Raw genomic sequence first — 26,801 nt, 5'->3', positions numbered from 1 at the left:
GTCAGTCCTCCTGCCCTGGCGCCGCGGCGCGGATCTTGTCGTAGAGCTGTCGTTGAGTGGGCGTGGTGAGGAACTCGTCGGCCAACGGCTCGAGGGCCGCCCGGACCTCCTCCTGGTCGATCTCGACCCACTCGGCCCCACCGGCCTGCGCACCCTCGATGGCCTCCTGGGTGGCCTCGTCCCACAGCTGGATGTGGTCCTCGTAGGTGTTGATCCACTCGTCCTCGAGTAACTGGCGGTCCTCGGGGGCCAGACCCTCGAGCATCTCGGTGCTCGCAACCATGTAGTCCAGCCCCACCAGGTGGTTGGAGTTGGTGAAGAAGGGCGCCACCTCGAAGTGCTTCTGCGTGAAGTAGGAGACCTCGTTGTTCTCCGCGCCGTCCAGCACGCCCGACTGCAGCGCGGTGTAGACCTCACCGAAGGCCATCGGGGTTGGTGAGCCTCCCAGTGCCCGGATCATCGCCAGGTTGAGCTCGCTCTCCTGGACCCGGATCTTCACGCCATCCAGGTCGGCGAGCGAGGTCACCTTGTTCTTGGTGTAGATGTGGCGCGATCCCTGGGTGAACCCGCCCATGACCGTGATGTCGTTGCTGTCCTCCAGGGAGGTGTAGAGCTCCCCGACGATCTCCGGGTCGTGAACGACCGGCATCTGGTGCTCGACGGAGTCGAAGACACCCGGCATGTTGAGCACCAGGAAGTCCCCGCTCAGGTTCTCCATCTGGGAGCCGGAGATGATCCCCAGGTCGATGATGTTGTCGCTGAGCAGCTGCAGCACCTCGGCCTGGGCGCCGAGTGTCTCGTTGGGGAAGATGTCCAGGCGCATCCGCCCGTCGGTCTGCTCCTCGAGCCGGTCGCTGTAGTTGGACAGCGCCACGTAGGAGGGGTGCGTCTCGGTTTGGTTCAGCGCAACTCGCAGGATGATCACATCACTGCCCGCGCCCCCTCCACCACAGGCGCTGAGGCCGAACCCCAACGCCACCACCGTGCCGAGTGCGACGATCCGCCGTTTCATAGGCGTCCTTCCTCGAGGGCGACTGCTTGGCGTCACCCTAGGCCGTGGCCGCGCTCCGGTCCACAGGCCACGGATCAACGGGATAAGCCGGGCCGGGTGGCGGAGGAGCACCACCCGGCCCGGCCGGAGACCGTCATGCAGAGGCGGTCACCCGCCACCCCCGCACGAGGTCAGTATGTGACGGCGCCCTGCGACGCCGACCCCACGAGCCGCACATACTTGTTCAGCACGCCCCGCCTGGACCGCTCGGGGGGCTCCGGTGGAGCCCACAGAGCACGACGCTGCTGCAGTATGTCGTCGCTCACCTCGACCTCGAGCGTCCCGTTCGCGACGTCCAGGACGATGGGGTCACCGTCCTCGACCAGGGCGATCGGTCCACCGGTGGTCGCCTCGGGCGCGATGTGCCCGACGCAGAGGCCCGTGGTGCCACCGGAGAACCGGCCGTCGGTCACCAGCAGGACGTCCTTGCCGAGCCCGGCGCCCTTGATCGCTCCGGTGATGGCGAGCATCTCCCGCATGCCCGGGCCTCCCTGAGGCCCCTCATAACGGATGACGACCACGTCGCCGGCCGCGACGGTCCCGGCCTCGAGCGCGTCCATCGCGGCCCGCTCCCCGTCGAAGACGCGCGCGGTCCCACGGAAGACGTCCGAGTCGAAACCGGCCGACTTCACCACCGCCCCGTCCGGGGCGAGGGAGCCCTGCAGGATGGTCAGACCGCCCGTCTTGTGGATCGGGTTGTCCAGCGCTCGCAGCACCTCACCATCCAGGTCCGGCGGGGGCACCTCCGCCAGGTTCTCGGCCACCGTCTTGCCCGTCACGGTGAGGCAATCACCGTGCAGCAGACCGGCATCCAGCAGGGCGCGCATCACCACGGGGATGCCTCCCACGCGGTCCACGTCGACCATGACGTGCTGCCCGAACGGCTTGACGTCGGCCAGGTGCGGCACCTTCGCGCCGATCCGACGGAAGTCATCGAGCGTCAGCTCCACGTCCGCCTCGCGAGCGATCGCGAGCAGATGCAGCACCGCGTTGGTCGAGCCACCGAAGGCCATCACGACCGCGATGGCGTTCTCGAACGCCTCCTTGGTCATGATCTGGCGCGCGGTGATGCCCTGTCGCAGCATCTCGACCACGGCCCGCCCGCTCGCCCTGGCGATGCCGTCCCGGCGCCGGTCGGTGGCCGGCGGGGCCGCCGAGCCCGGCAGCGCCATGCCCATCGCCTCGGCGACGGCAGCCATCGTGTTGGCGGTATAGAACCCACCGCAGGCACCCTCGCCCGGGCAGATCGCCCGCTCGATCGCGTCGACGTCGTCCCGGGACATCAGCCCGGCCGAGCAGGCACCGACTGCCTCGAAGGCATCGATGATGGTGACCTCACGGGTCGACCCGTCGGACAGCTTGGCCTGACCGGGCAGGATCGTGCCGGCATAGACGAACGCCGCCGCTAGGTCCAGGCGTGCCGCCGCCATCAGCATCGCCGGCAGCGACTTGTCGCACCCGGCCAGCAGCACCGACCCGTCCAGCCGCTCGGCGGACATGACGGTCTCCACCGAGTCGGCGATCACCTCGCGGGACACCAGGGAGTAGTGCATCCCCTCGTGGCCCATCGAGATGCCGTCAGACACCGAGATGGTGCCGAACTCCAACGGATAGCCACCCGCCTCGTGCACCCCGTCCTTGGCGGCCTTGGCCAGCCGCTCCAGGGACAGGTTGCACGGCGTGATCTCGTTCCACGACGAGGCGACTCCGACCTGGGGCTTGACCCAGTCGTCATCACCCATCCCGACGGCCCGGAGCATGCCGCGGGCAGCGGCGCGCTCCAGACCGTCGGTGACATCGCGTGAGCGGGGCTTGGGATCGACCTCGGTCACCGCGCCGCGGTCCCCTCGACATAGTCGGAGTCGTGCGACTTCACCCAGGACATCATGTCGCGCAGCTCACGACCGACGGTCTCGATGGGGTGCACCTCCGCCTCGGACCGAAGCTTCTTGAACTCCGGGGCGCCGGAGTCCTGGTCGGCGATGAAGCGGGCCGCGAAGTTGCCGTTGCGGACGTCCTCGAGCACCGCCTGCATGTTCTCCTTGACCTTGTCGTCGATGACGCGCGGGCCGGAGACGTAGTCGCCGTACTCCGCGGTGTCGGAGACCGACCAGCGCTGCTTGGCGATGCCGCCCTCATACATCAGGTCGACGATGAGCTTGAGCTCGTGCAGGCACTCGAAGTAGGCGACCTCCGGCTGGTAGCCAGCCTCGGTCAGCGTCTCGAAGCCCTTCATGACCAGTTGGCTCACACCACCACAAAGGACCGCCTGCTCGCCGAAAAGATCCGTCTCGGTCTCCTCGGTGAAGGTCGTCTTGATGCCGCCGGCGCGCAGTCCCCCGATGGCTGCGGCATACGACAGCGCCACGTCCCAGGCGCGCCCGCTGGCGTCCTGCTCGACGGCGACCAGGACCGGCACACCCCGACCGTCGACATACTCGCGACGCACCAGGTGACCCGGGCCCTTGGGGGCGACCATGCACACGTCCACCCCGGTCGGGGGCTTGATGTAGTCGAACCGGATGTTGAACCCGTGGCTGAAGAAGAGCGCGTCACCCTCGTTGAGGTGCGGCTCGATCGCCTCGGTGTAGAGGGTGCGCTGCGTGTGGTCCGGCGTGAGGATCATGATCAGGTCGGCCTCTTGTGCCGCCTGCTCCGGAGTCACGACCCGCAGCCCCTCGGCCTCGGCCTTGGCGCGGGACTTGGAGGTCTCGGGGAGACCGACGCGCACGTCCACCCCTGAGTCACGGAGCGACAGCGCGTGCGCGTGCCCCTGGCTGCCATAGCCGATGACCGCGACCGAACGGTCCTGGATCAGACCGAGCTCGGCGTCGTCGTCGTAGTACATCTTGGCCATCTGAAGTCGTTCTCCTTGGGTGAGGGTGAGTCCCCGTGGTGTGGGGGTGTGGGTCTTACAGCAGGGGGCCGTATGCCGTGGGGCGGGCGGCCGTGTCCCAGTCACGTGGGCGGTGGGTCAGCCCCAGGCGGCCGCCATGGCGCCGACCGGGCGTGGCCCGTTGTCGTTGATCGCCCACAGCTTGTCGCGGATCGCGGACGGGTCCGACAGCTCCTCGATGTGGATGACCTCGATCAGCTTGTCCAACTGGCTGGTGACCTTGTGCAGCTGCTCGTCACCGACGTTGAGGACGATGGTCATCCGGGAGACCTTGGGGTCCTCGGTGGGGCCAACGACCAGGTGGTCGATGTTGAAGCTGCGGCGGGCGAACAGGACCGAGACCCGGGCCAGGACGCCCGGATTGTTCTCGACCAGGACAGACAGTGCGTGACGGCTCATGATGTGCTCCAAAGGGGGTGATGGGGGTTGGAAGTGTGATGAGGGGTGGTGATCAGCTGGAGTGCCCGGCCCTTTCCCGGACTCGAATAATCAGTGCTCCGAGCCGGTGACGTGCCGAGGTGGTCACCGGTGACCGGGCCTGCACGTCGCAGGGGGTGGCCTGACCAGTCAGGTGCATCAGTCGTCCTCCTCAAACTGGGGGGCGAGGTCGCGGGCAAACTTGATGTCGTCGTTGCTGGCGCCCGAGGCGACCATCGGCCAGACCATCGCGTCCTGGTGGACGCGGAAGTCGACGACGACGGGGACGTCGTTGATGCCCATGGCGGTCTCGATCGTCTTGTCGATGTCAGCGGGGTCCTCGCAGCGCAGCGCCTCGCAGCCATAGCTGCGGGCCAGCATCACGAAGTCCGGCACGTGGATCGGGGTGCGCGCCTCCGGCCGGGCCGGCGTGCCGCGCAGGCCGGTGTTGCTGTAGCGCTCGTTGTAGAACAGCGTCTGCCACTGCCGGACCATGCCCAGAGCGCCGTTGTTGATGATGGCAACCTTGATCGGGATGCCCTCGACGGCGCAGGTGGCCAGCTCCTGGTTGGTCATCTGGAAGCAACCGTCGCCGTCGACCGCCCAGACGGTGCTGTCCGGTCGGCCAACCTTGGCGCCCATCGCCGCGGGGACCGCGAAGCCCATCGTGCCCAGGCCCCCGGAGTTGATCCAGGTCCGCGGACGCTCGAAGCCGAGATAGTGCGCGGCCCACATCTGGTGCTGTCCAACACCCGAGGTGAACACCGCGTCCGGCCCGGCCAGGGCGCCCAGCCGCTCGATCACCTGCTGGGGGGCGACCTGCCCACCCGGCGCCTCGTCATACGACAACGGGTAGCGGCCCTTGACCTTCTGGCAGAAGTCGACCCACTCGGCGTAGTCGGGGACGGTGCCGCCCTCGACGCGGGCACGGAACTCGCCGGCCAGGGCCGCGATGGTGGGGCGGCAGTCGCCGAGCAGGGCGACCTCCGCCGCGCGGACCTTGCCGATCTCCGCGGGGTCGATGTCGGCGTGGATCACCTTGGCATGCGGCGCGAACGACTCGCGGACACCGGTGACCCGGTCATCGAAGCGGGCGCCCAGGCTGATGATCAGGTCCGACTTCTGCAGCGCGCCGACGGCCGCGACCGTGCCGTGCATGCCTGGCATCCCCAGGTGCTGCGGGTGGCTGTCCGGGAAGGCACCGCGGGCCATGAGCGTGGTGACCACGGGGAGGCCGGTCATCTCCGCCAGGGCCATCAGCTCGCCGTGGGCGCCGGCGCGGATGGTGCCGCCACCGACATAGAGCACCGGACGGCGGGAGGCGAGCATCAGCGAGACCGCGTCACGGACCTGCTCGTGACCGGGCTCGGTCACCGGCCGATAGCCCGGCATCGCCAGGTCGCCGTCGGTGACCGTCTTGGTCTGAGCGGTCAGCGCGTCCTTGCTGACGTCGACCAGGACAGGCCCGGGGCGACCGCTCGACGCCAGCCGGAAGGCGCTGGCCACGGTCGGGGCGATCATCGCGGGGTCGGTCACCAGGAAGCTGTGCTTGGTCACCGGCATGGTGATCGAGCGGATGTCGGCCTCCTGGAAGGCGTCCGAGCCCATCGCCGAGCTGGGCACGTTGCCGGTGATCGCCACCATCGGCACGGAGTCCATGTTGGCGTCGGCCAGCGGGGTGACCAGGTTGGTGGCTCCCGGCCCACTCGTGGCCAGGCAGACCCCGACCTTGCCGGTCGCCGCCGCATAGCCCTGGGCCGCGTGGCCGGCGCCCTGCTCGTGGCGGACCAGGATGTGACGCAGCTCGGGACGCTGATAGAGCGTGTCGTAGAGCGGCAGCACCGCCCCGCCGGGGAGACCGAAGATGTGCTCTGCGCCTACGCGGAGCAGCGCATCCACGAGTGCCTCGGCACCGGTGCTCGTGCTCGGGAGCGCCATCTGGGCGGGCGCTGCGCTGGTGGGCTGAGCGGTCATATCACTCTCTCTGACTCGAATCTGGGTATAAAAAAACCCCCGGCCCGGATGGGCAACGGAGGTAGGACGCGTCTCGGTAGGTGGTTACCGCGTGACGCGCCCTGAGATAATAAGTACGAGGCCGAAGTGCATAGGGCAACCATGCCCCCACTCACCCGGGTCTTGTCAAGAGACTTGGCTTGTGACGCCGGTCACAAGCGAGGTGCTGTGCGCTGCGGATCGCCAAAGAATCCACGATGCGGACCGCTGAAGCACTGCTGAGAGACTGAAGGATCTGCACCGCGACGAGGGAGATGCAGCATGACCACACGGGAGCCGGAGGACCTTCGGCGGACTCAGCGCCGGGGGCGGATCGTCATTGTGACGATGATCGTGGGCTTCCTCGCCGTGTGCGCGGTGCTCGGCATCTTCCTGTGGCAGCGGGAGCAGGACGAGGCACGACTGGCCGAGCTGACCGCTCCTGGCCTGCGCTCCGTGGGCGTGCCAGAGCTGCCACAGGAGATCCACGACCTCACCGCGCTCGACAGCAACCGCGGGCTCGTCGCGACCTACGTCGACGGCGACGGTGCTGCGGTCCCTGAGCTGCGCCTGCTCAATCTCCGGGTCGGAGCCGACCCCGATCTGTGCGAGCTCCTCGGGACGGTCGAGCCCGACCTGGCCGATGGGTGCACCTCGTCCGGGGACCACCTCTCGGCGAGCGCCAACGGCCCCGAGACACTCCTGTTCGCCGAGGGAGTGGTGCGCGACAGCACGCTGGTCGTCCTGGTGGCGCACCCCGCGACCTACAGCGACGAGCGCTTGCGGACCTTCGTCGACACCGCCGAGCTGATGAGCGTGCGAGACCTCGCGGCCAGCATCAACTGACACCCCGGACAGCACTCACGCCCCGGACAACACTGACACCCGGGACGACACCGACGCCCCGGGACGACACTGAGCCCTGGAACGACAAGGGGCCTGCAGGGGTGGTCTGGTGCAACCACTCCTGCAGGCCCAGTCAGCCCTGCCCGGCGAATCGCCTTGGGGGACTAGTCAGTCGGTGACTCAGGCGTCAACGTCGACCGGGTCGTTGCCCGGCACCTGCTCCTCGGCGCCCGCGCGATAGGCGGCCTCGATGTTGGCACCGACCTCGGCGTCGATCTTGGTCCAGTAGTCGAACACCCGGCTCAGCACCGGCTCCTCGACGTCGGTGAGCGAGCCCACGACGGTCTTGACCAGCTCCTGGCGCTCCTCCTCGGTGTAGACCTCGCGGACCAGGGTGTGCGCCTGACCGAAGTCGTCATCCTCGGCGTGCAGCGTGTAGGCCGCGCGCACCATCTCACCATCGGCTTCCCAGCCGGTCTCCGAGGTGCCCTGCTCGTCGGCATAGGGGCGGCTGTAGGAGTTGGGCGAGTAGACCGGAGCTGCACCGCTGTGGTGGAACTGCATCGCCCCCTCCTTGTCGTAGGAGTTGGTCGCCACCTTCGGGGCGTTGACCGGCAACTGGTTGAAGTTGGTGCCGAGGCGGTTGCGCTGGGCGTCGGGATAGGAGAAGACGCGAGCCAGCAGCATCTTGTCCGGGGAGACGCCGGTGCCGGGCACCGTGTTGGAGGGGCTGAAGGCGGCCTGCTCGATCTCCGCGAAGTGGTTGGACGGGTTCTGGTTGAGCGTGAACCGGCCCACCGGGATGCGCGGGTAGTCCTTCTTGGACCAGACCTTGGTCAGGTCGAAGGGGTTGAAGCGGTAGTCCTTGGCCTCGTCGTAGGGCATGACCTGGACCTCCAGGCGCCAGCTCGGGAAGTCGCCGCGGTTGATGGCGTCGAACAGGTCGCGACGGTGATACTCAGCGTCGGTGCCCGCGAGCTCCGTGGCCTCCTCGTTGGTCATGTTGTGCACGCCCTGCTCGGACAGCCAGTGATAGACGACCCAGAACTTCTCGCCGGCCTCGTTGACCCACAAGTAGGTGTGCGAGGAGTAGCCGTTCATCTCGCGCCAGCTGCGCGGCAGGCCACGGGGGCCCATCACGTAGGAGACCTGGTGGGCCGACTCCGGCACCAGCGTCCAGAAGTCCCACTGCATGTTCCCGCTGCGCAGGCCGGAGTCCGGGGTGCGCTTCTGGGAGTGGATGAAGTCCGGGAACTTCATCGGGTCGCGCACGAAGAAGACCGGCGTGTTGTTGCCGACCATGTCGAAGTTGCCCTGGTCGGTGTAGAACTTCAGCGCGAAACCGCGCACGTCACGCCAGGTGTCGGGCGACCCCTGCTCACCGGCGACAGTGGAGAAGCGGGCCATCATCGGGGTCTTGGCGCCCTTCTGCAGGAACCCGGCCTTGGTGAACTTGCTGACATCCTCGGTCACCTCGAACTCGCCGAAGGCCCCCGACCCCTTGGCGTGCGGGCTGCGCTCCGGGATGCGCTCGCGGTCAAACCGGGCGAGCTTCTCGACCAGGGCCACGTCGTGCAGCAGCAGCGGGCCGTTGCTCCCGACGCTGAGCGAGTGGGCGTCGGACGGGCGCGGCGCACCGTTCTCATGGGTGCCGGCTGTGAACTCAGACATTCATCCTCCGTGGTGTTGTTGATGTGCGTGCAGTTGATGTGGTGGCGTCCGCCCCGCGGTCCCCCGCGGCACGGCAGGTGGGACAGAGCCCGGAGTAGAGGACGTCGGCGACCTCGACCTCGAACCCGTGATCGTGGCTGGGCAGCAGACAGGGCGCGGCACCGACGGCGCAGGGCACGTCGGCGAGCGCACCGCAGCCGCGGCACAGCAGGTGGTGGTGGTTGTCGTGGGTGTCCAGCTCGTAGCGCGAGGCATTGTCGATCAGCAGCCGCCGGACGAGGCGAGCCTGCGTCAGCGCGTGCAGCACGTCATAGACGGCCTGCCGGGACACTGGGCCCCCCTGCTCTCGGACCTGCGCCAGGACGGCGTCGGCGCTGGTGTGCGGCTCGCGCGCCAGGGCCTCGAGAACGGCCACCCGGGGGCGGGTGACCCGCAGCCCGGCGGCGCGGAGGGACTCTGCAGGAGTCGGTATGCCGTGACTCGCCACGCTCTGCACCTCCACTGATCCCCTGGGCCGCGTCTGGACAATATCCATTGTAGCTACCCCTCTGGACTCTGTCCAATCTAAGAACGCCCTCCGCGGAGCGGATGTCGGTGGCTCCGCCTACGGTGCTTAGCACCGTTGCGGCACGCCCGCACGAGGCGACGTGGGGCGAGCAAACGGGGTTAAGCAGCGTTAACGGTGACTAGAGGGTGGGAACGATGCGATCAGCGGACAGGAAGATACTCGGCAGCGTCAGTGCGGCGCTCGTCGTGGGGTGGCTCTTGAACCGGTCCCCCTACCGAAAAGAGCGAGACATCAGAGACCGGCCAACCGCGACACTCGTCGTTAACCAACCGCCCCAAACCCCAGAACCTCAACCATGGGAGATCGAGCAGGAGAGGAATGCCATGCGCCGCTGGGCCTGGGGTTGGCTGGCTATCAGCATCCTCATTGCCGGAGGAGGCCACTGGATGGCAGCGACCGTGCCCCCGCCTGCCATCGCGTCGTCCCCCGCGCCACTACGAATCGACGAGCTCTGGGCGTCCTTCGTCGACCGCTTCGGACAGTTGCACCACAACGTCAGCGCCGAACTACTTGGGGCATTCATCATCGGCATAGTCACAATCAGCGTGACGCTGTTTGTCGCGGTCAGCATCGGTCACGTCCGACAGCCGAAGGGGGCAGCGGGGCAGGCCAGAGCGATGCTCCTCGACTCTGTGGCGATGGCTGCCCTACTTGGCGCATCGGCCCTTTGCCTCGGAGCCATCCCCTACCTCGACCTTGCTGCATCACGGACGTGGCCGGGGGCGGCCATGCTGGCAGCACTCGCACTCCTGCTCGCTTGGCTCGCCGCACTGAGCAGCCCTCCGGTCGTGCGGCACACCTACAACCTCCACCGCGCCAAGACACATCGCACTGCCCTCCAACAGAAGTTGGTGAGAGACCTCGCGACCGGTGCACTGCCTGACGACCCCGGAGGTCGCTTGCAGCGGTGGGGGTCCACGGCGATCTGGGCAACTGGGACAGCGACCCTGCTCGCTGTGGCACAACTAAGCCTGGCACCTCAACTCAGCGGCGCGGTGCTCCTCTACAGCGGGTTGGTCCTCATCAGTTTCCCGCTCGGCATCTACCTAGCCATAGATTCCACGGTGGATGCCTCTGGATCCGCCACAAGGTCCCGCTCGCTCGGGCTCTTACACCTGGTCGTAGCCGTCTGGGGTGTAGTCGTTGTCGTGTGCACCGCACCGCTCATCTTTGAGCCCTGGTTGGCCGCAGTCACTCTCGTCATCCTCGCCGTTGGCCCGGTCGCTGCCTGGAAGGTTGGACGGGCTCGCCGGCACTTCAGGCACCTCGAGCGTCATACTCTCGGCCAACGGATCGAGCGTGCGGAGCGCTCCGAGAGAATCGCGCAGGACCGTCTACGCGCCGAAGGCCTGCGTCCATGATGCGGGGCGAGGCTGCTGGGAGAGCCGACGGACGGCATACTGTCGGCATGGCCGATCACTATGACGTCGTTGTTCTCGGTGCCGGTCCCGGCGGGTATGTCGCGGCGATCCGCGCCTCCCAGCTCGGGAAGAAGGTCGCCGTCGTGGAGAAGCAGTATTGGGGTGGTGTCTGCCTCAACGTCGGCTGCATCCCCTCCAAGGCACTGCTCAAGAACGCCGAGCTGGCGCACACCCTGACCCATGACAAGGCCAAGTTCGGCATCGAGGGCGACGCCACGATGTCCTACGGCCCGACGCACAAGCGCAGCCGCGACGTGTCGAACGGCATCGTCAAGGGCGTGCACTTCCTGATGAAGAAGAACAAGATCACCGAGGTCGACGGCTGGGGCACCCTCACCAGCTCGACCTCGATGACGGTGGACGGAGACAAGGGCACCACCGAGCTGACCTTCGACAACCTGATCCTGGCCACCGGCGCGACCACCCGGATGATCCCGGGCGTGGAGGTCAGCGACAACGTCGTGACCTACGAGGAGCAGATCCTCGACCCGGAGCTGCCCGGCTCGATCATCATCGCCGGATCCGGGGCCATCGGTGTCGAGTTCGCCTATGTGATGACCAACTTCGGCGTCGACGTGACGATCGTGGAGTTCCTCGACCGCATGGTGCCCACCGAGGATGCAGAGGTCTCCAAGGAGCTGCTCAAGCACTACAAGAAGCTCGGCGTCAAGGTCATGCTCAGCACCAAGGTCGAGTCCGTCGAGGACACCGGCAGCGGCGTGAAGGTGACCGTCTCCCCCGCCGGCGGCGGCGACTCCCAGGTGATCGAGGCCGACCGGCTGCTCTCGGCGATCGGCTTCGCGCCGCGCCTGGAGGGCTACGGCCTGCAGGAGATCGGGGTGGCGACGACCGAGCGCGGCGCGATCCAGGTGGACGGCCGCGGCCGCACCAACGTCGACGGCGTCTATGCCATCGGCGACGTCACCGGCAAGCTGATGCTGGCGCACACGGCCGAGGCGATGGGCATCGTGGCGGCCGAGACCATCGCGGACGCCGAGACCCAGGAGATCGACTTCGACTTCATCCCGCGCGCGACCTACTGCCACCCGCAGATCGCCTCCATGGGCTACTCCGAGGAGCAGGCCAAGGAGAAGGGCTATGACGTCAAGGTCGCCAAGTTCCCGTTCTCGGCCAACGGCAAGGCGATGGGTCTGGGTGACGCGGTCGGGTTCGTCAAGATCGTCGCGGACGCCGAGCACAACGAGCTCGTCGGCGCCCACATCATCGGCCCGGATGCCACAGAGCTGCTGCCGGTGCTCAACGCCGCGCAGACCTGGGACCTCACCGCGGACGAGCTGTCCCGCGTGGTCTTCGCCCACCCGACGCTGGGTGAGGCGGTCAAGGAGGCCCTGCACGGTCTCTCCGGCCACATGATCAACCTCTGATCGGCCAGCACAGCCTCGGACACCCGCCACACTCGGACACACCGCGACGGTGACCTCCCCCCTGCTGCTCGGCCCCGTGCTGCGCCACGTCGATGAGACGTCGGCCGCGATCTGGGTCGAGACCGCCCGGGCGGGCACCGTCGTGGTGCGGCTCGACGCAGACGGCCGGGAATGGAGCGCACCCACCTTCGCCGTCCACGAGCACCACTTCGCCCTCGTGGAGGTGACGGGCCTCGCGCCAGGCACCCACTCGGCATACGAGGTGGTCTTCGACGGGACCCCCGTCTGGCCGGCGCCGCACGACCCGACCCCGCCCAGCAGCCTGCGCACCCTGGACCGGAGCCAGGCGAGCCGGATCGCCTTCGGCTCCTGCCGCACGAGCGTCCCGCACGACGCCGAGCACCACCGCACCCACGGCGTGGACGCGCTGCGCACCTTCGGGATGGACGCGGCCGGGCAGAAGGTGCGGGACGGCCTGGCGCACCTGCCCGACCTGGTGCTGCTGCTCGGCGACCAGGTCTATGCGGACGAGACCAGCGACGAGATGCGCGAGTTCATCGAGTCGCGGCGGTCCCTGGACGAGCCGCCCGGGCCCGAGCTGCGCGACTTCGAGGAGTATGCCCACCTCTATCTCATCGCCTGGAGCGACCCGTGGCTGCGGTGGCTGCTGTCCTGCCTGCCGAGCCTGATGATCTTTGACGACCACGACGTGCGCGACGACTGGAACACCTCCGCCCAGTGGCGGGTCGACATGGAGGCCACGAGCTGGTGGCACGGCCGGATCGTGGCCGCGCTGGCGTCCTACTGGGTCTATCAGCACCTCGGCAACCTGTCCGTCGACGAGCGTGCGCAGGACGAGATCTGGCGCGAGCTGCAGCGGCGGCAGGCCGGCGCGAGCGGCGAGGTCGACCTGACCGAGGTGCTTGACGCATTCGCCGAGCGGGTGGACCAGGAGCCGGACACCTACCGGTGGTCCTATGCGCGCGATCTCGGCGACGCGCGCCTGGTCGTCATCGACTCGCGGGCCGCCCGGGTTCTCGAACCGGGCCAGCGCTCGATGCTCGACGGGCCCGAGATGGACTGGCTGGATCAGCAGTTGCGTGGAGACTGTCGGCACCTGTTCATCGGCACCTCGCTGCCGTTCCTGCTGCCCCCCGGCCTGCACCACGTGGAGGCCTGGAACGAGGCGATGGTCGACGGTGCGTGGGGGCGGGCGGTCGCCCGGCTCGGCGAGCGGCTGCGGGTCGAGGTCGACCTCGAGCACTGGGGCGCGTTCAACGAGTCCTTCCGGCAGGTATGCCGCATGGTCGCCGAGGTCGTCCGCGGCGAGCGAGGCACCCCTCCCGCGAGCATCGTCTTCCTCTCCGGCGACGTCCACCACTCCTATATGTCCGAGGTCGAGGACCCCTGGCGGTCGGAGGCCGGGTCGGACGTGGGGCGTCCGGAGCAGGAGCGCACCGGGACCCGCGTGATGCAGTTCGTCTGCTCACCGATCCGCAACCCGCTCCCCCGTGCGATGCGCACCGTGCTGGCCCTGCTCACCCATGGGGTGGCCAGCCCGGTCGGCGCCCTGGCCGCCCGGTCTGCCCGGGTGCCGGACGCCCCGTGGTCCTGGCGCAATCTCGCGGGCCCCTGGTATGACAACAACCTGGCCGTGCTGCAGCTGACCGACGACCAGATGGAGGTCAGCTGGTCGACCGGCGAGGTCCACGACGGCCAGCACGACCAGCCACGGCTGGAGCAGGTCGCTCGCATCGATCTCGACGTCCCACCACCGGAGCAGGAGCACCACATCGCCCGGACCGCGTTGCGGCGGCGGCACCGACTCCGGGGCCGGTTCACTGGCCGGCGCGGCGGACGCCGGGTCCGGGGCGCAGGAGCCGACTGAACACCGGCCGTTCGGGGCCCACCCGGGGTGCATTACTGTCCCGTTATGGCGCGCCAGTTTCAATTCCGCACCGACAATGGTGCCGAGACCGTCCAGATCGCTGTTCGAGGTCGTCAGGTGCTCGCGCGCCCGATGCTCAACTTCGGGCCGGCCTACACCCTGGAGCAGCGCCGCGCCCTCGGCCTGCAAGGGTTGCTGCCGCCGGCGGTGAACTCGATGAACGAGCAGCTCAAGCGGGTCTATCGGCAGTTCGACAAGCAGCCGGACGCCCTGAGCAAATATGTCTATCTCAACCAGTTGCAGGACCTCAACGAGATCCTCTACTACCGCTTGGTGTCCGAGCACCTCGACGAGATGCTCCCGATCATCTATACCCCCACCGTGGGCGAGGCGATCGAGGCCTTCAGCTCCACCTTCGACCGCGCCCGCGGCATCTATCTTGCGCTGGACAACCCGGACGACATCGACGAGGCGCTGGCCGCGCACGGGGCCGGACCGGACGACATCGATCTGCTGGTGGTGACCGACTCCGAGGGGATCCTGGGCATCGGTGACCAGGGCGTGGGCGGCATCCGGATCGCTGTCGGCAAGCTCGCCGTCTACACCACGGCCGCGGGCATCCACCCGTTGCGGGCGCTCCCGATCGTGCTCGACGTGGGCACCGACAACCTCGCCCTGCTCAACGACCCGGCCTATCTCGGTGCCCGCCACGCACGGGTGCGCGGGGAGCGTTATGACGGGTTCATCGCGGCCTTCGTGGCAGCGGTCAAGCGCCACTTCCCCACGGCCCTGCTGCACTGGGAGGACTTCGGCGCCAACAACGCGCACCGGATCCTTGACACCTATCGCGAGGAGCACGTCTCCTTCAATGACGACATCCAGGGCACCGCGGCCGTCGTGGCTGCGGCCGCCATCGCCGCCGTGCGCGCCAAGGGCGAGCGGATGAGCGACCAGCGCGTGGTCATCCACGGCGCTGGCACGGCAGGGATCGGTGTCGCCGACCTGATGCGCGACGTCATGGTGCAGGAGGGTCTGCCGGAGGAAGAGGCGGCTCGCCGCTTCTGGGGTCTGGGCAGCCGCGGGCTGCTGCACACCGACGGTCCGATGCGGCCCTTCCAGGAGCGCTATGCGCGACCGTCGCAGGAGCTCTCCTCCTGGACCACGACCGAGTCGGGGCGTTACGACCTGGCCGATGTCGTGCACAATGTGCAGCCGACGATCCTCGTGGGCACCTCGGCCCAGACTGGGTCCTTCACCGAGGCGATCGTGCGTGACATGGCGGCCGCTTGCGAGCGGCCGATCATCATGCCGCTGTCCAACCCGACGCCCAAGGCTGAGGCGGTGCCGGCTGACCTGCTCGCCTGGACCGACGGCAGGGCTCTGATCGCGACCGGCTCCCCGTTCGGTGCGGTCGAGCACAACGGGATCACCTATGAGATCGCCCAGGCCAACAACGCCCTGGTCTTCCCCGGCATCGGCCTCGGCGTGGTGGCCTGCCGTGCCACGAAGGTCAGCGACCACATGATCGCCGCGGCCTCCCGCGCCGTCGCAGAGATGACCTCCGCCAAGCGGTTGGGCGCGTCGATCCTGCCCACGATGCGCCAGCTGCGTGCCGTGTCAGCGGCCGTCGCAGTGCGGGTCGTGGAGGCTGCCGAGGAGGAGGGCCTGGCCACCGTCCACCTGGACAACCCGATCCAGGACATCCAGGACCTGATGTGGCAGCCGGTCTATCCCAACGTCGAGGTCGTCACCGAGATCGCCGAGCCCTCAGCCCGCACCACCGACCCCTAACCCCGACCGAGCGCGTCGTGTTGCGATTCTCAGCCCCACCGAGCGCGTCGTGTTGCGATTCTCAGCCCCACTGAGCGCGTGGGCGCCTGAGAAATCCCACCACCGAGCGCGTGGGCGCCTGAGATAACGAGCCACCGAGCGCACGACCGGCGGCTGTATGCCGAGGCGCGCCTCGGCATACCCGTCCCCCGCGCGCTCGGTCGACCTGAGAACCGCCTCCTCACGCGCTCGGTCAGGGGAAATCTCGCCACACGACGCGCTCGGTCGGGGTAAATCTCGCCACACGACGCGCTCGGTCGAGGATGGGCGGGAACCGCGGACGTGTGGGCTGCGTCACACCGGGGACACTGCCGTCAGCCCTTCTCGCCCAGGAGGCCACGATGCCTCGCTCCGCCGCCCTCGCCACCCTGCTCACTGGATCGCTGCTCGTCTCGCTCGCAGCCTGCGCGTCACCACCGGACCCCCCGTCTCCACAAGGCTCGCCGCCGGTCGGCACCCAGGGCACGACCGACTGGGACGCCAGCGCCGTCCGGGCCTCGGTGACCGCCCTGCCCGCCTCGCTCATCGAGCGTTTCGCCGGGTGTGACGAGCTGCTCACCTACTACCAGGCCAACGCGCTGGAGCAGGTCGGCCCCTATGGCCTCGGCGGCGGCTACGGAGGCGGCTGGCTCGAGGAGGGCGACGAGGCCGCATCAGCCGACGCGGGCGGAGACGCGTCCAGTGGGGGCTCTGCGCCGACGCACTCCTCGACCAACGTCCAGGAGGAGGGCGTTGACGAGGCCGACCTGGTCAAGACCGACGGCCACATCATCGTCACCAGCATCACCGGCCGCGTGCAGATCGTCGACGTGGCCACCGAGGAGGTCATCAGCACGGTGACCCTGCCAGGGCTCTCGGACCAGGTCCAGGCCGGCGAGCTGCTGCTCCACGGCTCGACCCTGGTGATCCTCTCGTCCGAGTGGGGCAACTGGGCTCCGACAACCGACGACCGGCAGGCGGCCTTCGGGAGCACCCGCACCGTGTTGACCACGGTGGATCTCAGCGACCCGGCCGACCCTCAGACAGTGGGCTCGGCCCGCATCGAGGGCTCCTACACCTCGGCCCGGATGATCGGCGACACCATCCGCATGGTGATGGTCACCGACCCGCCCTCGGTGGAGCAGACCTGGCCCCAGGACGGCCGGCTCACCTCAGAGCAGGAGGCCGAGGAGACCAACCGCCAGCTCATCCTCGACACCGAGATCGACGACTGGATCCCCCACGTGCAGCAGCTCGATGCTGACGGCACGAGCCAGTCCACCGAGCAGCTCCTCGACTGCGACGACATCTCCCGTCCGCGCGACCCCGCCGGACTGTCCACGATGTCCGTCCTGAGCTTCGACATCGCCTCTGGCACACCGGAGCCCACCTCGGGTGCCGGCCTGGTGGCCAGCGGCAGCACCGTCTATGCCAGCACCGACCGGCTCATTGTGGCCACCAACCGCTGGGACCCGTGGCGCTGGAGCCAGGGCGATCTGGGGGACTGGGGCGATGGGAGCACGGCCAACACCGACCTGCACTCCTTCGACATCAGCGACCCGAGCGCCACGACCTACCAGGCCTCCGGCACCGTCGACGGCTATCTGCTCAGCCAGTGGGCCCTCGACGAGGAGGACGGCGTGATCCGGGTGGCCACCACGACCGACCCCCGAGCGGCCTCGGAGCAGTCACAGTCCTCCCTGGTCATGTTCCGCGAGGACGGTGACGCCCTCACCGAGACCGGCCGCGTGGACGGGCTCGGCCTCACCGAGCAGGTCCGGGCCGTGCGCTACCTGTCCCCCGACCTGGCGGCGGTCGTCACCTTCCGGCAGACCGACCCGCTCTATCTGATCGACACCAGCGACCCCACCCAGCCCCACGTCACCGGTGAGTTGAAGATTCCTGGCTACTCGGCATACCTGCACCCGATCGATGAGGACACCCTCCTGGGCGTGGGGCAGGACGCCGACCCCGAGAGCGGGCAGACCAAGGGGATGCAGGTCTCGCTCTTCGACATCAGCGACCTCACCGCACCGAAGCAGACCGAGGTGATGACCTGGAAGAACGGCTACACCCCGGTCGAGTGGGATCACCGGGCGTTCACCTCCTGGCCGGCCACCGGGCAGGCCTTCGTGCCGATGGCGCGCTGGGGCGAGACCAAGGACGAGATGTTCGCGGGCGTGGTCGTGCTCGGCGTCGGCGGCGAGACGCTGACCGAGGACGGCACGATCTCCGTCAGCCCCGACCGGGAGGACCACTGGGGCGAGGGACCGAGCCGCACGATCGTGATCGGCGAGGACCTGTGGACCGTGGACCATCAGGGGCTGGCGCGCTTCGACCTGGAGACGCTGACCGGCGGGTGGGCCGTCGACCTGCAGTGAGGTGACGGCGACAACTCACAGCCCGGTCGGCTCCGGCAGGAGCTCGACGTCCGCGCACACGCCCAGAGGCACCAGGTCGGCCAGGGCCAGGTTGGCGGCGGCGCCCGGGTTCGTCACCGTCAGGGTCACCTCGCCGACGGAGGTGCCGACCCCGCTCACGGCGCCGTCACCGAATCCGTCGGCGAACCCGATCGACTCGGTGGTCGGCCAGTCTTCCGCGAGCGCGAGCCGCGCCGCCAGGTCCGTCTCGATCGCGTCCGGGCCAGGACCCTCCGGATAGGCCAGCCGCACCGTGGACGTCATCCCCGTGAACGCGATCGCCACGGCCTCCACGTCCAGCAGGCCCTCGACATCATGTGCGGCCAGGATCTGCTCCTGGTGCTCCACCGTCGCGTCGACGCCGAGCGCCGTGGTGAACGGCACGCACCCCTTGCGCACGATCAGACTCTCGGCCTCGATGTCACCGACCGCAGCCATGGCCGGGTTGCTGGCCCACACCGGCCCCGACGCGATCCCCCGCAGAACAGTGGACGTGGCCCGATCGACGTTGGCACCCTCCAGACCCGGCGCATCGTCATCGATGGCAGTCTGCACCAGCTCGAGGTCCAGCTCGGGCCGCAGGGCAAGCAGGAAGCCAGCGCCCTCCGGCCCCGTCCAGCGCGCTTCGGCGTCGACGTCGTCCTGGGTGAAGTCATAGGTCAGGTCGTAGCGGCTGTTCTCCTCGCGCAGCAGTCCGTCGGTCAGCAGGACGCTGGACGCCTCGGCTGCTCGCCAGAACTCCAGCCGGTCGGTCATGACGTCCTGCGACGTCAGCTCCGGCACACCGAGCCGCGCGCGGATCGCGTCAAAGTCGGTGAGGGTGAGGTGCGTCGCCTCTTCCGGGGTCGCCAACAGCGCCAGGCCGTATGCCGAGTGCTCACCTCCCCCTGTGCTGCTCGGCTCGACACTGGTCGCCTCGGCGGTGGTCGCCTGGTCGGTGGTCGGCTGATCGCCCGGGGTCGGATCCGCTGGCGTGCTCACCGCGGCTGCTCCCTCGTCGGACGCTGGGTCACCGCTGGCAGCGACACCTGACGGTCTGGGGTCGGACGCCGGCTCCTCACCCTCGGCGCCGCACCCGGCAGTGAGCAGCAGGACGACAGTGGCCAGGGCTGCGGCTGCGCGGGACATGACCCTGATCCTTGCATCCTTCGGTGGTGTGGTGAACTGCCTCTATGAGCACCGCGAGCGCAGGGAGCACCGTGGCTCCCGACTTCCTGGCCCCTGACGTCTTGGCCCCTGACTTCTTCGACTCCGAGCAGGTCATCACCTGCCACGACCGCGCGACCGGCCTGCGTGCCGTCATCGCCATTGACAACACCAGGCTGGGCCCCGGCTTCGGCGGCACGCGCTGGCGGCCTTACGCCACACCAGAGGCCGCCGTCATCGAGGCCCAGCGACTGGCGGCGGCGATGACCCTGAAGCACGCGTGCGCAGACCTGCCTTATGGCGGCGCCAAGTCCGTCATCCTCGCCGACGGCCCTGCGGCCCTGCAGGGCGACGAGCGTCGCGCGGCACTGCTGGCCTTCGGAGAGTTCGTGGCCCGCACCAACGGTGCCTACATCCCCGGTGTTGACATGGGGACCACCCCGACCGACATGCGGGTCATTGAGGAGCGTGGGGGCCGGGCCTTCTGCGACGAGGTCGACCCCGGCCCCTACACCGCCCGCGGCGTCTATGCCGCCATGCGCGCCGGGGTGCGACACGCCCTCCAGCGGGACATGGACGGCGTCCGTGTCGTTGTCCAGGGCACCGGCCAGGTCGGGGCCAGTCTGGCCCGCTTCGCCGCAGCCGACGGGGCGATCCTGTCCGTGGCCGACATCGATGGCGCCAGGGCACAGGCGCTCGCCGACGAGCTCGGCGCGAGCGTGGTCGACCCGCACGAGGCGCCCTTCACCGACACCGACGTCTTCGCGCCGTGCGCCGTGGCCCGGGTCCTGACCGCGGACAACGCCAGTCGTGTCCGCGCTCAGGTCGTGGCCGGCGCCGCCAACGACACGCTCGACTCGGCCGAGGCCGGCGAGGCGCTGCGCGCGGCGGGCATCACCGTCGTCCCGGACTTCGTGGCCAACGCCGGCGGCGTCATCCAGGTCCACGCCGGGGTCGTCGGCTGGGACGAGAGCACCCTGGCCGAGGCGCTCGAGCAGATTGGTGGACGCGTCGACGGCATCCTGGCCGAGGCGCAGGAGCGCGGGGTCACCCCGGAGCAGACGGCCCGGGACCTCGCTGCCCAGCGACTGACAAAGGCGGCCAACTGATGGAGGCGGACAGCTGATGGACCTGACCGAGATCACGAACCGCTACTACCGGGCAGTCGACTCGGGCGACGTCGACGGGGTCCTGGACTGGTTTGCCGAGGACGGCGTCTATCACCGCCCGGGCTATGCGCCGATGCAGGGCAGCGCCGCCCTGCGGGCGTTCTATGGCGGCGAGCGGGTCATCGCGTCCGGCAGCCACCGGATCGACCAGCTGATCGTTGAGGGATCGTCAGCGGCGGTCCGCGGAGTCTTCACCGGGACACTGCGTGACGGCACCTCGGTCACCGTCGGATTCTCCGACTTCATCGACTACGACAGTGCCGGTCGCGCGTGCGAGCGCCACAGCTACTTCGACACGCCGACTGTCTGACGTCTCGGCCGTGCAGCGCGTCGCAGCGGAGGGACAGGGCCACCTAGGTCTGGCCATCGGGCTGGCGGCTGGTCCGCTCGTGGCCCTTGGTCTGGCCAGGTTCGCCTACGCGCTGCTGCTCCCGGCCATGAGCGATGACCTGTCCTGGTCCTACTCCGCGGCGGGGGCGCTCAACACCACCAACGCAGCGGGTTATCTGGTCGGGGCGCTGCTGGCCGCCCCGCTGGCGCGCGCCATGGGCACCCGGCGGGCCTTCCTCGCCGGGACTGCGGTGACTACGCTCGCCATCGGTCTCACCGCCACGACCAGCCTGTATGCCGTGCTCCTCACCATCCGCTTCGTCGCCGGCCTCGCCGGCGCCCTGGCCTTCGTGCTCGGTGCCGTCCTGGTGGCCGAGGCTAGCCACCGCGGCTCGCGTGGCCGCGCCGCAGTGCTGCTGGGGGTCTATTTCGGAGGTGCCGGCGCTGGCATCGTCGCGGCGGGTCTGCTGGTGCCGTGGGTGCTGGAGATCACCCACGGCTCGGGCTGGCGCGAGGGTTGGATCGCCCTCGCGGCGGTCGGGGTGCTGGCGACCATCGCCGCCGGGCTGGCAGCACGACGCGTGGCCGACCCCGCACCACCCGAGGACCACGCGCGACGCTGGGACCGGCGGCTCATCGGCTGGGCCGTGCTCGCCTACACCTGCTTTGGTCTGGGCTACATCGCCTATCTGACGTTCATCAGCGAATACCTCACGGACCAGGGCATGACCGGCCCGCTGATCGCCGGGTTCTGGGCCGTCGTCGGAGTGACCGCTGCCGTCTCCGGCCTGGCCTGGGGGCCGTTGCTCGGGAGGGTCGGTGGGTCCCGCGGCATGGCTGTGGTGATGACGGCACTCGCCGTGGGCACGGTTCTCCCGGTGGTGCTGGACGGTCCGGTCGCGGCCTATCTCTCGGGCGCGGTGGTGGGCGGGAGTTTCCTGGCAGTGGTCACCGCCGTGAGCATCGCGGTGCGTGAGGCCCTGCCCCAGCCGCACTGGACCGCTGGCATCGCCTTTGCCACGATCGCCTTCGGCCTCGGCCAGACCGTCGGGCCGACCCTGACCGGCTGGGTCTCGGACGTGACCGCGGACCTCGGCACCGGGCTGCTGCTCTCCGGCGCGATCCTGGTTGTCGGTGCCGGCGTGGCCCTGGTGCAGCCGCGCCGCGCCGAATAGCCCAGCCTGCGGCATGTTCTAGCCTCGTGGGATGGCTTATCAGCGTGACGGCTCGACCCTGACGGTGTTTGGCGACCCGGCCGCGATCGAGCGGATCCGACGACTTGCCAAGATCGCCGGGATCGGCTGCGCGGTCGTGGCGGTCTGGGCCGCAGTGTGGTTCGGGCTGATGCTCTTCTCCGGCAGCGAGATCCTGGGCATCGACGACCCCGAGGGCACCTTCACCATCATCGGCGGCGTGGGGCTGGGCATCGCGGTCCTGATCGCCGTGGTGGCCATCGTGCTGCTGACCCGTGCCCGCAAACTCTCCGCCACCCAACCACCGGCCGTGCTCGTGGTCGGCCGGGAGGGGATCACCGCGGGCGGGCACGAGATGGTGCCCTATCAGGAGATCACCGAGGTGGTCTTTGACCGCGAGCAGCGCCCGACCCAGTGGGCGCCCACGCTGGGTGGCACTGCCGGCAACGAGATCGGGAACAAGCTGGTGCAGATGCCTGATCAGATGCGGGTCCTTGAGCTGCACCGCCGTGAGGGCGACCCGGTGTGGCTGAACCTGGCCCTGCATGTGCCCGATGCCGAGTTTGCCGCCCTGACCAACGACCTGGAGGCCGTGCTCGGTCAGATCGGGATCCCGGTCAGAGCAGACGACGGCCCATCGCCCACGCCGTGAGCTCGTGCCGGGAGGACAGTTGCAGCTTGCGCAGCACCGAGGAGACATGGGTCTCGACGGTCTTCACGGAGATGAACAACTCCTTGGCCACCTCCTTGTACTGGTAGCCCCGCGCGATCAGCCGCATCACCTCACGCTCGCGGGCGCTGAGCCGATCGAGCTCCTCGTCGACCTCGGCGATCTCACCGGCAGCAGCCCCGAAGGCGTCGAGCACAAAACCTGCCAGCCGTGGGCTGAAGACCGCATCACCGTCAGCGACCCGCACGATCGCTCCGCCCAGCTCCGGGCCACTGATCGTCTTGGTGACATAGCCGCGCGCGCCAGCTCGGATGACCGCGATCACGTCCTCGGCGGCGTCGGAGACCGACAGCGCCAGGAAGCGCACCGGCCCTCCGGCCTGCGTGGTCACGCCCGCACAGCCGGTGATCACGTCGCTGCCGCCGCGACCATTGCCACCGGGCAGGTGCACGTCGAGCAGGACCACGTCGGGGCGTTGCTCCCGGATGACGGCGACCGCCTGGTCGACACTGCCGGCCTCCCCCACGATGTCCAGCCGGTTGCCCGAGATCTCGTCCAGCTCGGCGCGCACCCCGGATCGGAACATCCGGTGATCATCGACCAGGACGAGGCGGATCGGTCCGCCGGCCGCGGGTGACGTGGCCGGGGCAGGCGTGGCTGCGGCAGGCGTGGTTCCGGGGGGTCTGGCACCAGGTGTGGTCCCTGTCATGACTCAGCTCCTTGTGGCTCGGGGGACAGCGGCAGCTCAAGGCTGACCTCGGTCCCGTGCTCGAGGCGGCGCACCCGCGCTGTGCCTCCGTGCCGGTGCATCCGGCCCATGATGGACTCACGCACGCCGAGCCGGTCGCTCGGGACGCCCTCGAGCTCAAAGCCCGCGCCGTGGTCGCGCACGAAGGCCTCGACCGAGGCTGCGCCGACCTCGACATAGGCCGAGACGGGCGGCTCCCCGTGGCGCACCGCGTTGAGCATCGCTTCGCGCAGGGCGTTGACCAGGGCCTGTCCATCGGAGTCCAGAGGGCGGTCGCCGGTGATGATCACCTCGATGGGCACACCGTGCAGGTCCTCCACGTCGTGCCCGGCAGCCGCCACCGCTCCGGCGAGGGTCGCCGCAGGGCCGACCGGTCCGGCATACAGCCAGCTGCGCAGCTCGCGCTCCTGGGCGCGGGCGAGCCGAGCCACCTGGGTCGGGTCGTCGGCGCGGCGTTGGATCAGGGCCAGGGTCTGCAGGACAGAGTCGTGCAGGTGCGCAGCGATGTCGGCCCGCTCGGTCGCGCGCGCGGTCGCCGCCTGCTCCTCGCGCAGGTTGCGCCACAGCCGGGTCACATAGGGCGCCGCCAGGAGCCCGACGCCGATGAGGGCGACGACCACGGCTGCTGCGACATTGCGCATCTGCCCGAGATCGGCATTCTGCGTGGTCAGCGCCACCAGCCCGACCACGGCCAGACCGGCACCGATCACGAGCCGTCCCAGCGACTTCTGACGGCTGCCGCCGTCGTCGCCCAGGAGTCGCTCGCGCCCCGAGGGGTCCAGCTGGGCCCAGATGAAGACGGCGCCCACGGTCAGCACGAGCACAGGGATCGTGACATCGAGGCGCAGGTTGAGGCCCTGGGCCTGCAGGATGCCCATGATGCCGAGCAGCACGACGGCGCCACCACCGGCGACCAACAGTTTCCCCGGGCTGGCCCAGCGCCCCAGGGTCGAGGCCGCGTCCTGCTGATCGACCGGCTCGATCGTCGCCCAGAGGAAGGCATAGATCAGCGCTCCCGCGCCACCGAGGGCGGTCAACGCCACGAACAAAACACGGATCGCGAAGGGGTGCAGCCCCAGGTGGTCGCCCAGCCCCTGACTCACGCCTGCCAGCTGACTCCCGGCACCGCCGCGGCGCAACGGCGCTCGCGTCGCGGCGGGCGGCTCGGGTCTCTGCGGGCTGGTCACGGGTCCATCCTCCCCCAGGGCACCACCGGGAGGCACTGCTGACGGCGTTCTTCAGGGGAGGATCAGGGTCGACTCAGGGTGGACCCTCATAGCGGCCCGGCCGCCGATGAGACGACCATGGAGTCATGACACAGACACCGGGCGGCCCACAGGCCGGGGGACGCCGCCCCAACGGCACCGACAATTTCGTCGACGGGCTGCGGCGGATCGACATGCGTCGGTCCGACGACGGCTGGATCGGCGGGGTGTGTGCGGGCCTGGCCACGCGACTCGGGCTCGACCCGCTGGTCATCCGGGCCCTGTTCGCCGTGCTCAGTCTCGCGGTCGGGCTCGGCGTGCTCGCCTATCTCGCGGCCTGGCTGCTCATCCCAGACACCGACGAGGACGTGCACCTCGAGGAGGCACTGCGCAACGGCGAGGCCGCCTCGGTCGTGCTGCTGGTCGCCACAGTGCTCAGCGTCTTCGGCACCTTCGGGTGGTTCGGTGGCGGCTGGTTCAGTGACGGTGCCTGGGGTGGCAACATCTTCTGGGGCCTGTTGAGCCTGGTCCTGCTGGTCGGCGGCGCCGCCTGGTTGTGGTCGGAGTGGCGCAGTCGACCAGACCCTGGCTTCTATAGCCGCCACGTCAGGGCCAGTGCGCCGCCCCCGCCGCCGAGCACCCCCGACACGCCGAGCACCCCCGACGCCACGGCCGCTGGAAACCCTGCCTGGCAGCAAGGCGCCAGCGACCCCACCTGGAACCAGCCCCTCAGCGACGCCGGCTGGAGTCACGGCACGGACGCGAGTTCGAGCCAGGGGTCCAGCGACGCCAGCTGGCCCTCGGGCCCCGCTGGCCCCGGATGGACCGGGGGCACCGGAGCCACCGCCTGGGCGCCCCACGACTCGCCACCCTCAGCGACGCCGCGCCCCCCGAAGCCACCCAAGCCCCCCAAGCGTCCGGGCCGCCGGTCCGCCGGCGCCGCTGGGACCCTGCTGGGCACCGGTCTGGCGCTCGCCGTGGGCGGCGGGCTCTACTGGGCCAGTGTCGAATACGACTGGCCGGGCAACCCGCTGCTCATCGCCCTGGCAGGCGCCCTGGCGGTCCTCGGCCTGACGGTCCTCATCCTGGGCCTGGCCGGCCGCACGTCCGGCTTCCCCGGCTTCCTGGCCATCGCCGCTCTCGTCGCGACCGCGCTGTTCCTGCCGATCGGTGATCACTTCGTGCCCTCCGGGAAGATGGGCGACTACACCTGGTCGCCCCGCACGGTGGCCGAGTTGGAAGCGGACGCGCCCTTTCGGGTGGGCGCCGGCACGGGCACGTTGCAGCTGCACGGACTCTCCCCCGACGAGCTCGATGGTGAGTCGATCACGGCCAGCGTCGGGTTCGGGCAGCTGGTGATCGATCTGCCGGACGACCTGACCGTGCGCATCGACGCAGGCACCGCCGGCGGCGTAGTCCGCAACCACGCGGGGGACTCCACCTACATCGGCGGGCTGAACGTCGCTGAGGACATCGTGATCGGGGATGGCCCGGTCGACCTGACGATCGACGCCCGCGTGGGCTTCGGCGAGATCCTGCTGAAAGGCGGCGACCGATGAGCACCTTCGACGACGACTCCACCGAACAGCGGAACAGGTTCGGCGACAGCACCACAGACGACGGCACCTCAGAACGTGGCACCACAGGCGGTGGCACTGCCGACCACACGCGGCCCCTGGCCGCAGCCGACGCCCTGGCCGCCGCCGACGCACAGCCGCGAACGCTCTCCCGCCCCAAGGGGCCCTCCTGGAGCACGATCGCCCTCGGACTGGTCTGCCTGGTCGTCGCCGGAGGGGCACTGTTCGTCGAGCTCACCGAGCTGTCCCTGGAGTGGGATCGCACCGGCCCGCTCGCCCTCGTGGGGTTGGGCGTCCTGCTCGTGCTGGTCGGCCTCGCCGCCCTGATGCGCCGCAGCGATGACGACGAGGGCGAGGAGCTGCGCCTCTAGGACCTTGTGGGCAGGTGCCCATCCACCG

At 69.3% G+C, this 26,801-nt stretch carries 22 protein-coding genes; 12 read left to right on the top strand and 10 right to left on the bottom strand.

Annotated features, from left to right (window positions below; genetic code table 11):
- Nucleotide 1: 1 nt before the first annotated feature.
- From NF556_RS02665 to NF556_RS02645, 5 genes are all read right to left on the bottom strand, one after another.
- A complete protein-coding gene (locus NF556_RS02665) occupies nt 2-1,012 on the bottom strand; it encodes a TRAP transporter substrate-binding protein (RefSeq protein ID WP_252593960.1) in 1,011 nt (336 codons plus the stop codon).
- A gap of 170 nt (nt 1,013-1,182) precedes the next feature.
- The gene (ilvD, locus tag NF556_RS02660) at nt 1,183-2,883 is read right to left on the bottom strand and encodes a dihydroxy-acid dehydratase (protein WP_252593959.1); all 1,701 of its coding nucleotides are present in this window, start codon (nt 2,881-2,883) and stop codon (nt 1,183-1,185) included.
- A complete protein-coding gene (gene ilvC, locus NF556_RS02655) occupies nt 2,880-3,908 on the bottom strand; it encodes a ketol-acid reductoisomerase (RefSeq protein ID WP_252593958.1) in 1,029 nt (342 codons plus the stop codon). Before ilvC ends, ilvD begins: the two co-directional genes overlap by 4 nt.
- Before the next feature lie 117 nt (nt 3,909-4,025).
- Entirely contained in the window at nt 4,026-4,346 is a 321-nt protein-coding gene (gene ilvN / locus NF556_RS02650; protein ID WP_252593957.1) for an acetolactate synthase small subunit, read from the bottom strand.
- A 177-nt stretch (nt 4,347-4,523) separates the two neighbouring features.
- Nucleotides 4,524-6,338: an acetolactate synthase large subunit gene (locus NF556_RS02645; protein ID WP_252593956.1), complete on the bottom strand. Its 1,815-nt coding sequence runs from the start codon at nt 6,336-6,338 to the stop codon at nt 4,524-4,526.
- 300 nt (nt 6,339-6,638) lie between these two features.
- Here NF556_RS02645 and NF556_RS02640 point away from each other — a divergent pair, with 300 nt between their 5' ends.
- Nucleotides 6,639-7,202, top strand: a complete 564-nt coding sequence (locus tag NF556_RS02640) for a hypothetical protein (protein WP_252593955.1) — start codon at nt 6,639-6,641, stop codon at nt 7,200-7,202.
- Between the two features lie 180 nt (nt 7,203-7,382).
- Here the strand turns inward: NF556_RS02640 and NF556_RS02635 are convergent, their stop codons facing one another.
- A complete protein-coding gene (locus tag NF556_RS02635; RefSeq protein ID WP_252593954.1) occupies nt 7,383-8,873 on the bottom strand; it encodes a catalase in 1,491 nt (496 codons plus the stop codon).
- On the bottom strand, nt 8,866-9,360 hold the full coding sequence (locus NF556_RS02630; protein ID WP_345780137.1) for a Fur family transcriptional regulator: 495 nt from the start codon (nt 9,358-9,360) through the stop codon (nt 8,866-8,868). Before NF556_RS02630 ends, NF556_RS02635 begins: the two co-directional genes overlap by 8 nt.
- Before the next feature lie 467 nt (nt 9,361-9,827).
- Between NF556_RS02630 and NF556_RS02625 the strand changes: the two genes are divergently transcribed.
- The 5 genes from NF556_RS02625 to NF556_RS02605 all read left to right on the top strand — a co-directional run bounded on the left by NF556_RS02625 (nt 9,828) and on the right by NF556_RS02605 (nt 18,325).
- Nucleotides 9,828-10,802, top strand: coding sequence for a hypothetical protein (locus NF556_RS02625; RefSeq protein ID WP_252593953.1), 975 nt, complete (start codon nt 9,828-9,830; stop codon nt 10,800-10,802).
- A 47-nt stretch (nt 10,803-10,849) separates the two neighbouring features.
- Nucleotides 10,850-12,247 (top strand): dihydrolipoyl dehydrogenase, encoded by a 1,398-nt coding sequence (lpdA, locus tag NF556_RS02620; RefSeq protein ID WP_252593952.1) that lies wholly within the window; start codon nt 10,850-10,852, stop codon nt 12,245-12,247.
- A gap of 49 nt (nt 12,248-12,296) precedes the next feature.
- The gene (locus NF556_RS02615; protein WP_252593951.1) at nt 12,297-14,135 is read left to right on the top strand and encodes an alkaline phosphatase D family protein; all 1,839 of its coding nucleotides are present in this window, start codon (nt 12,297-12,299) and stop codon (nt 14,133-14,135) included.
- Nucleotides 14,136-14,180: 45 nt separating this feature from the next.
- Nucleotides 14,181-15,926: an NAD-dependent malic enzyme gene (locus NF556_RS02610; RefSeq protein WP_252593950.1), complete on the top strand. Its 1,746-nt coding sequence runs from the start codon at nt 14,181-14,183 to the stop codon at nt 15,924-15,926.
- A 380-nt stretch (nt 15,927-16,306) separates the two neighbouring features.
- Nucleotides 16,307-18,325: a beta-propeller domain-containing protein gene (locus NF556_RS02605; RefSeq protein WP_252593949.1), complete on the top strand. Its 2,019-nt coding sequence runs from the start codon at nt 16,307-16,309 to the stop codon at nt 18,323-18,325.
- A gap of 15 nt (nt 18,326-18,340) precedes the next feature.
- On the opposite strand, the gene NF556_RS02600 is transcribed toward NF556_RS02605, so the two are convergent.
- The gene (locus NF556_RS02600) at nt 18,341-19,492 is read right to left on the bottom strand and encodes a hypothetical protein (RefSeq protein ID WP_252593948.1); all 1,152 of its coding nucleotides are present in this window, start codon (nt 19,490-19,492) and stop codon (nt 18,341-18,343) included.
- A 44-nt stretch (nt 19,493-19,536) separates the two neighbouring features.
- Between NF556_RS02600 and NF556_RS02595 the strand changes: the two genes are divergently transcribed.
- The 4 genes from NF556_RS02595 to NF556_RS02580 are packed head-to-tail and all read left to right on the top strand — an operon-like array spanning nt 19,537 to nt 22,854.
- Nucleotides 19,537-20,619: a Glu/Leu/Phe/Val dehydrogenase dimerization domain-containing protein gene (locus NF556_RS02595; RefSeq protein WP_252593947.1), complete on the top strand. Its 1,083-nt coding sequence runs from the start codon at nt 19,537-19,539 to the stop codon at nt 20,617-20,619.
- Between the two features lie 16 nt (nt 20,620-20,635).
- Nucleotides 20,636-20,989, top strand: coding sequence for a nuclear transport factor 2 family protein (locus tag NF556_RS02590; RefSeq protein ID WP_252593946.1), 354 nt, complete (start codon nt 20,636-20,638; stop codon nt 20,987-20,989).
- A 10-nt stretch (nt 20,990-20,999) separates the two neighbouring features.
- Complete coding sequence (locus NF556_RS02585; protein ID WP_252593945.1) at nt 21,000-22,184, top strand: YbfB/YjiJ family MFS transporter; 1,185 nt, start codon at nt 21,000-21,002, stop codon at nt 22,182-22,184.
- Between the two features lie 31 nt (nt 22,185-22,215).
- On the top strand, nt 22,216-22,854 hold the full coding sequence (locus NF556_RS02580) for a hypothetical protein (RefSeq protein WP_252593944.1): 639 nt from the start codon (nt 22,216-22,218) through the stop codon (nt 22,852-22,854).
- Here the strand turns inward: NF556_RS02580 and NF556_RS02575 are convergent.
- Entirely contained in the window at nt 22,820-23,581 is a 762-nt protein-coding gene (locus NF556_RS02575) for a LuxR C-terminal-related transcriptional regulator (protein ID WP_256829343.1), read from the bottom strand. The genes NF556_RS02580 and NF556_RS02575 overlap by 35 nt on opposite strands.
- The gene (locus NF556_RS02570) at nt 23,578-24,807 is read right to left on the bottom strand and encodes an ATP-binding protein (RefSeq protein ID WP_252593943.1); all 1,230 of its coding nucleotides are present in this window, start codon (nt 24,805-24,807) and stop codon (nt 23,578-23,580) included. Before NF556_RS02570 ends, NF556_RS02575 begins: the two co-directional genes overlap by 4 nt.
- A 125-nt stretch (nt 24,808-24,932) precedes the next feature.
- Between NF556_RS02570 and NF556_RS02565 the strand changes: the two genes are divergently transcribed.
- On the top strand, nt 24,933-26,384 hold the full coding sequence (locus NF556_RS02565; RefSeq protein WP_252593942.1) for a PspC domain-containing protein: 1,452 nt from the start codon (nt 24,933-24,935) through the stop codon (nt 26,382-26,384).
- Nucleotides 26,381-26,773 (top strand): hypothetical protein, encoded by a 393-nt coding sequence (locus NF556_RS02560; protein WP_252593941.1) that lies wholly within the window; start codon nt 26,381-26,383, stop codon nt 26,771-26,773. Before NF556_RS02565 ends, NF556_RS02560 begins: the two co-directional genes overlap by 4 nt.
- The last annotated feature ends 28 nt before the right edge of the window (nt 26,774-26,801 follow it).

Source organism: Ornithinimicrobium faecis, from assembly GCF_023923225.1.
GTDB classification, from domain to species: domain Bacteria; phylum Actinomycetota; class Actinomycetes; order Actinomycetales; family Dermatophilaceae; genus Ornithinicoccus; species Ornithinicoccus faecis.
Note: the sequence above shows the minus strand (reverse complement) of the source record. Positions and strands in the feature narration are given on the sequence as shown.

Excerpts from the sequence above, each read along its gene's own strand:
- NF556_RS02665 (WP_252593960.1), bottom strand. The coding sequence starts at position 1,012 with ATGAAACGGCGGATCGTCGCACTCGGCACGGTGGTGGCGTTGGGGTTC.
- ilvC (WP_252593958.1), bottom strand. The coding sequence starts at position 3,908 with ATGGCCAAGATGTACTACGACGACGACGCCGAGCTCGGTCTGATCCAG.
- ilvN (WP_252593957.1), bottom strand. The coding sequence starts at position 4,346 with ATGAGCCGTCACGCACTGTCTGTCCTGGTCGAGAACAATCCGGGCGTC.
- NF556_RS02645 (WP_252593956.1), bottom strand. The coding sequence starts at position 6,338 with ATGACCGCTCAGCCCACCAGCGCAGCGCCCGCCCAGATGGCGCTCCCG.
- NF556_RS02640 (WP_252593955.1), top strand. The coding sequence starts at position 6,639 with ATGACCACACGGGAGCCGGAGGACCTTCGGCGGACTCAGCGCCGGGGG.
- NF556_RS02635 (WP_252593954.1), bottom strand. The coding sequence starts at position 8,873 with ATGTCTGAGTTCACAGCCGGCACCCATGAGAACGGTGCGCCGCGCCCG.
- NF556_RS02625 (WP_252593953.1), top strand. The coding sequence starts at position 9,828 with ATGGCAGCGACCGTGCCCCCGCCTGCCATCGCGTCGTCCCCCGCGCCA.
- lpdA (WP_252593952.1), top strand. The coding sequence starts at position 10,850 with ATGGCCGATCACTATGACGTCGTTGTTCTCGGTGCCGGTCCCGGCGGG.
- NF556_RS02610 (WP_252593950.1), top strand. The coding sequence starts at position 14,181 with ATGGCGCGCCAGTTTCAATTCCGCACCGACAATGGTGCCGAGACCGTC.
- NF556_RS02605 (WP_252593949.1), top strand. The coding sequence starts at position 16,307 with ATGCCTCGCTCCGCCGCCCTCGCCACCCTGCTCACTGGATCGCTGCTC.
- NF556_RS02600 (WP_252593948.1), bottom strand. The coding sequence starts at position 19,492 with ATGTCCCGCGCAGCCGCAGCCCTGGCCACTGTCGTCCTGCTGCTCACT.
- NF556_RS02595 (WP_252593947.1), top strand. The coding sequence starts at position 19,537 with ATGAGCACCGCGAGCGCAGGGAGCACCGTGGCTCCCGACTTCCTGGCC.
- NF556_RS02590 (WP_252593946.1), top strand. The coding sequence starts at position 20,636 with ATGGACCTGACCGAGATCACGAACCGCTACTACCGGGCAGTCGACTCG.
- NF556_RS02580 (WP_252593944.1), top strand. The coding sequence starts at position 22,216 with ATGGCTTATCAGCGTGACGGCTCGACCCTGACGGTGTTTGGCGACCCG.
- NF556_RS02575 (WP_256829343.1), bottom strand. The coding sequence starts at position 23,581 with ATGACAGGGACCACACCTGGTGCCAGACCCCCCGGAACCACGCCTGCC.
- NF556_RS02565 (WP_252593942.1), top strand. The coding sequence starts at position 24,933 with ATGACACAGACACCGGGCGGCCCACAGGCCGGGGGACGCCGCCCCAAC.
- NF556_RS02560 (WP_252593941.1), top strand. The coding sequence starts at position 26,381 with ATGAGCACCTTCGACGACGACTCCACCGAACAGCGGAACAGGTTCGGC.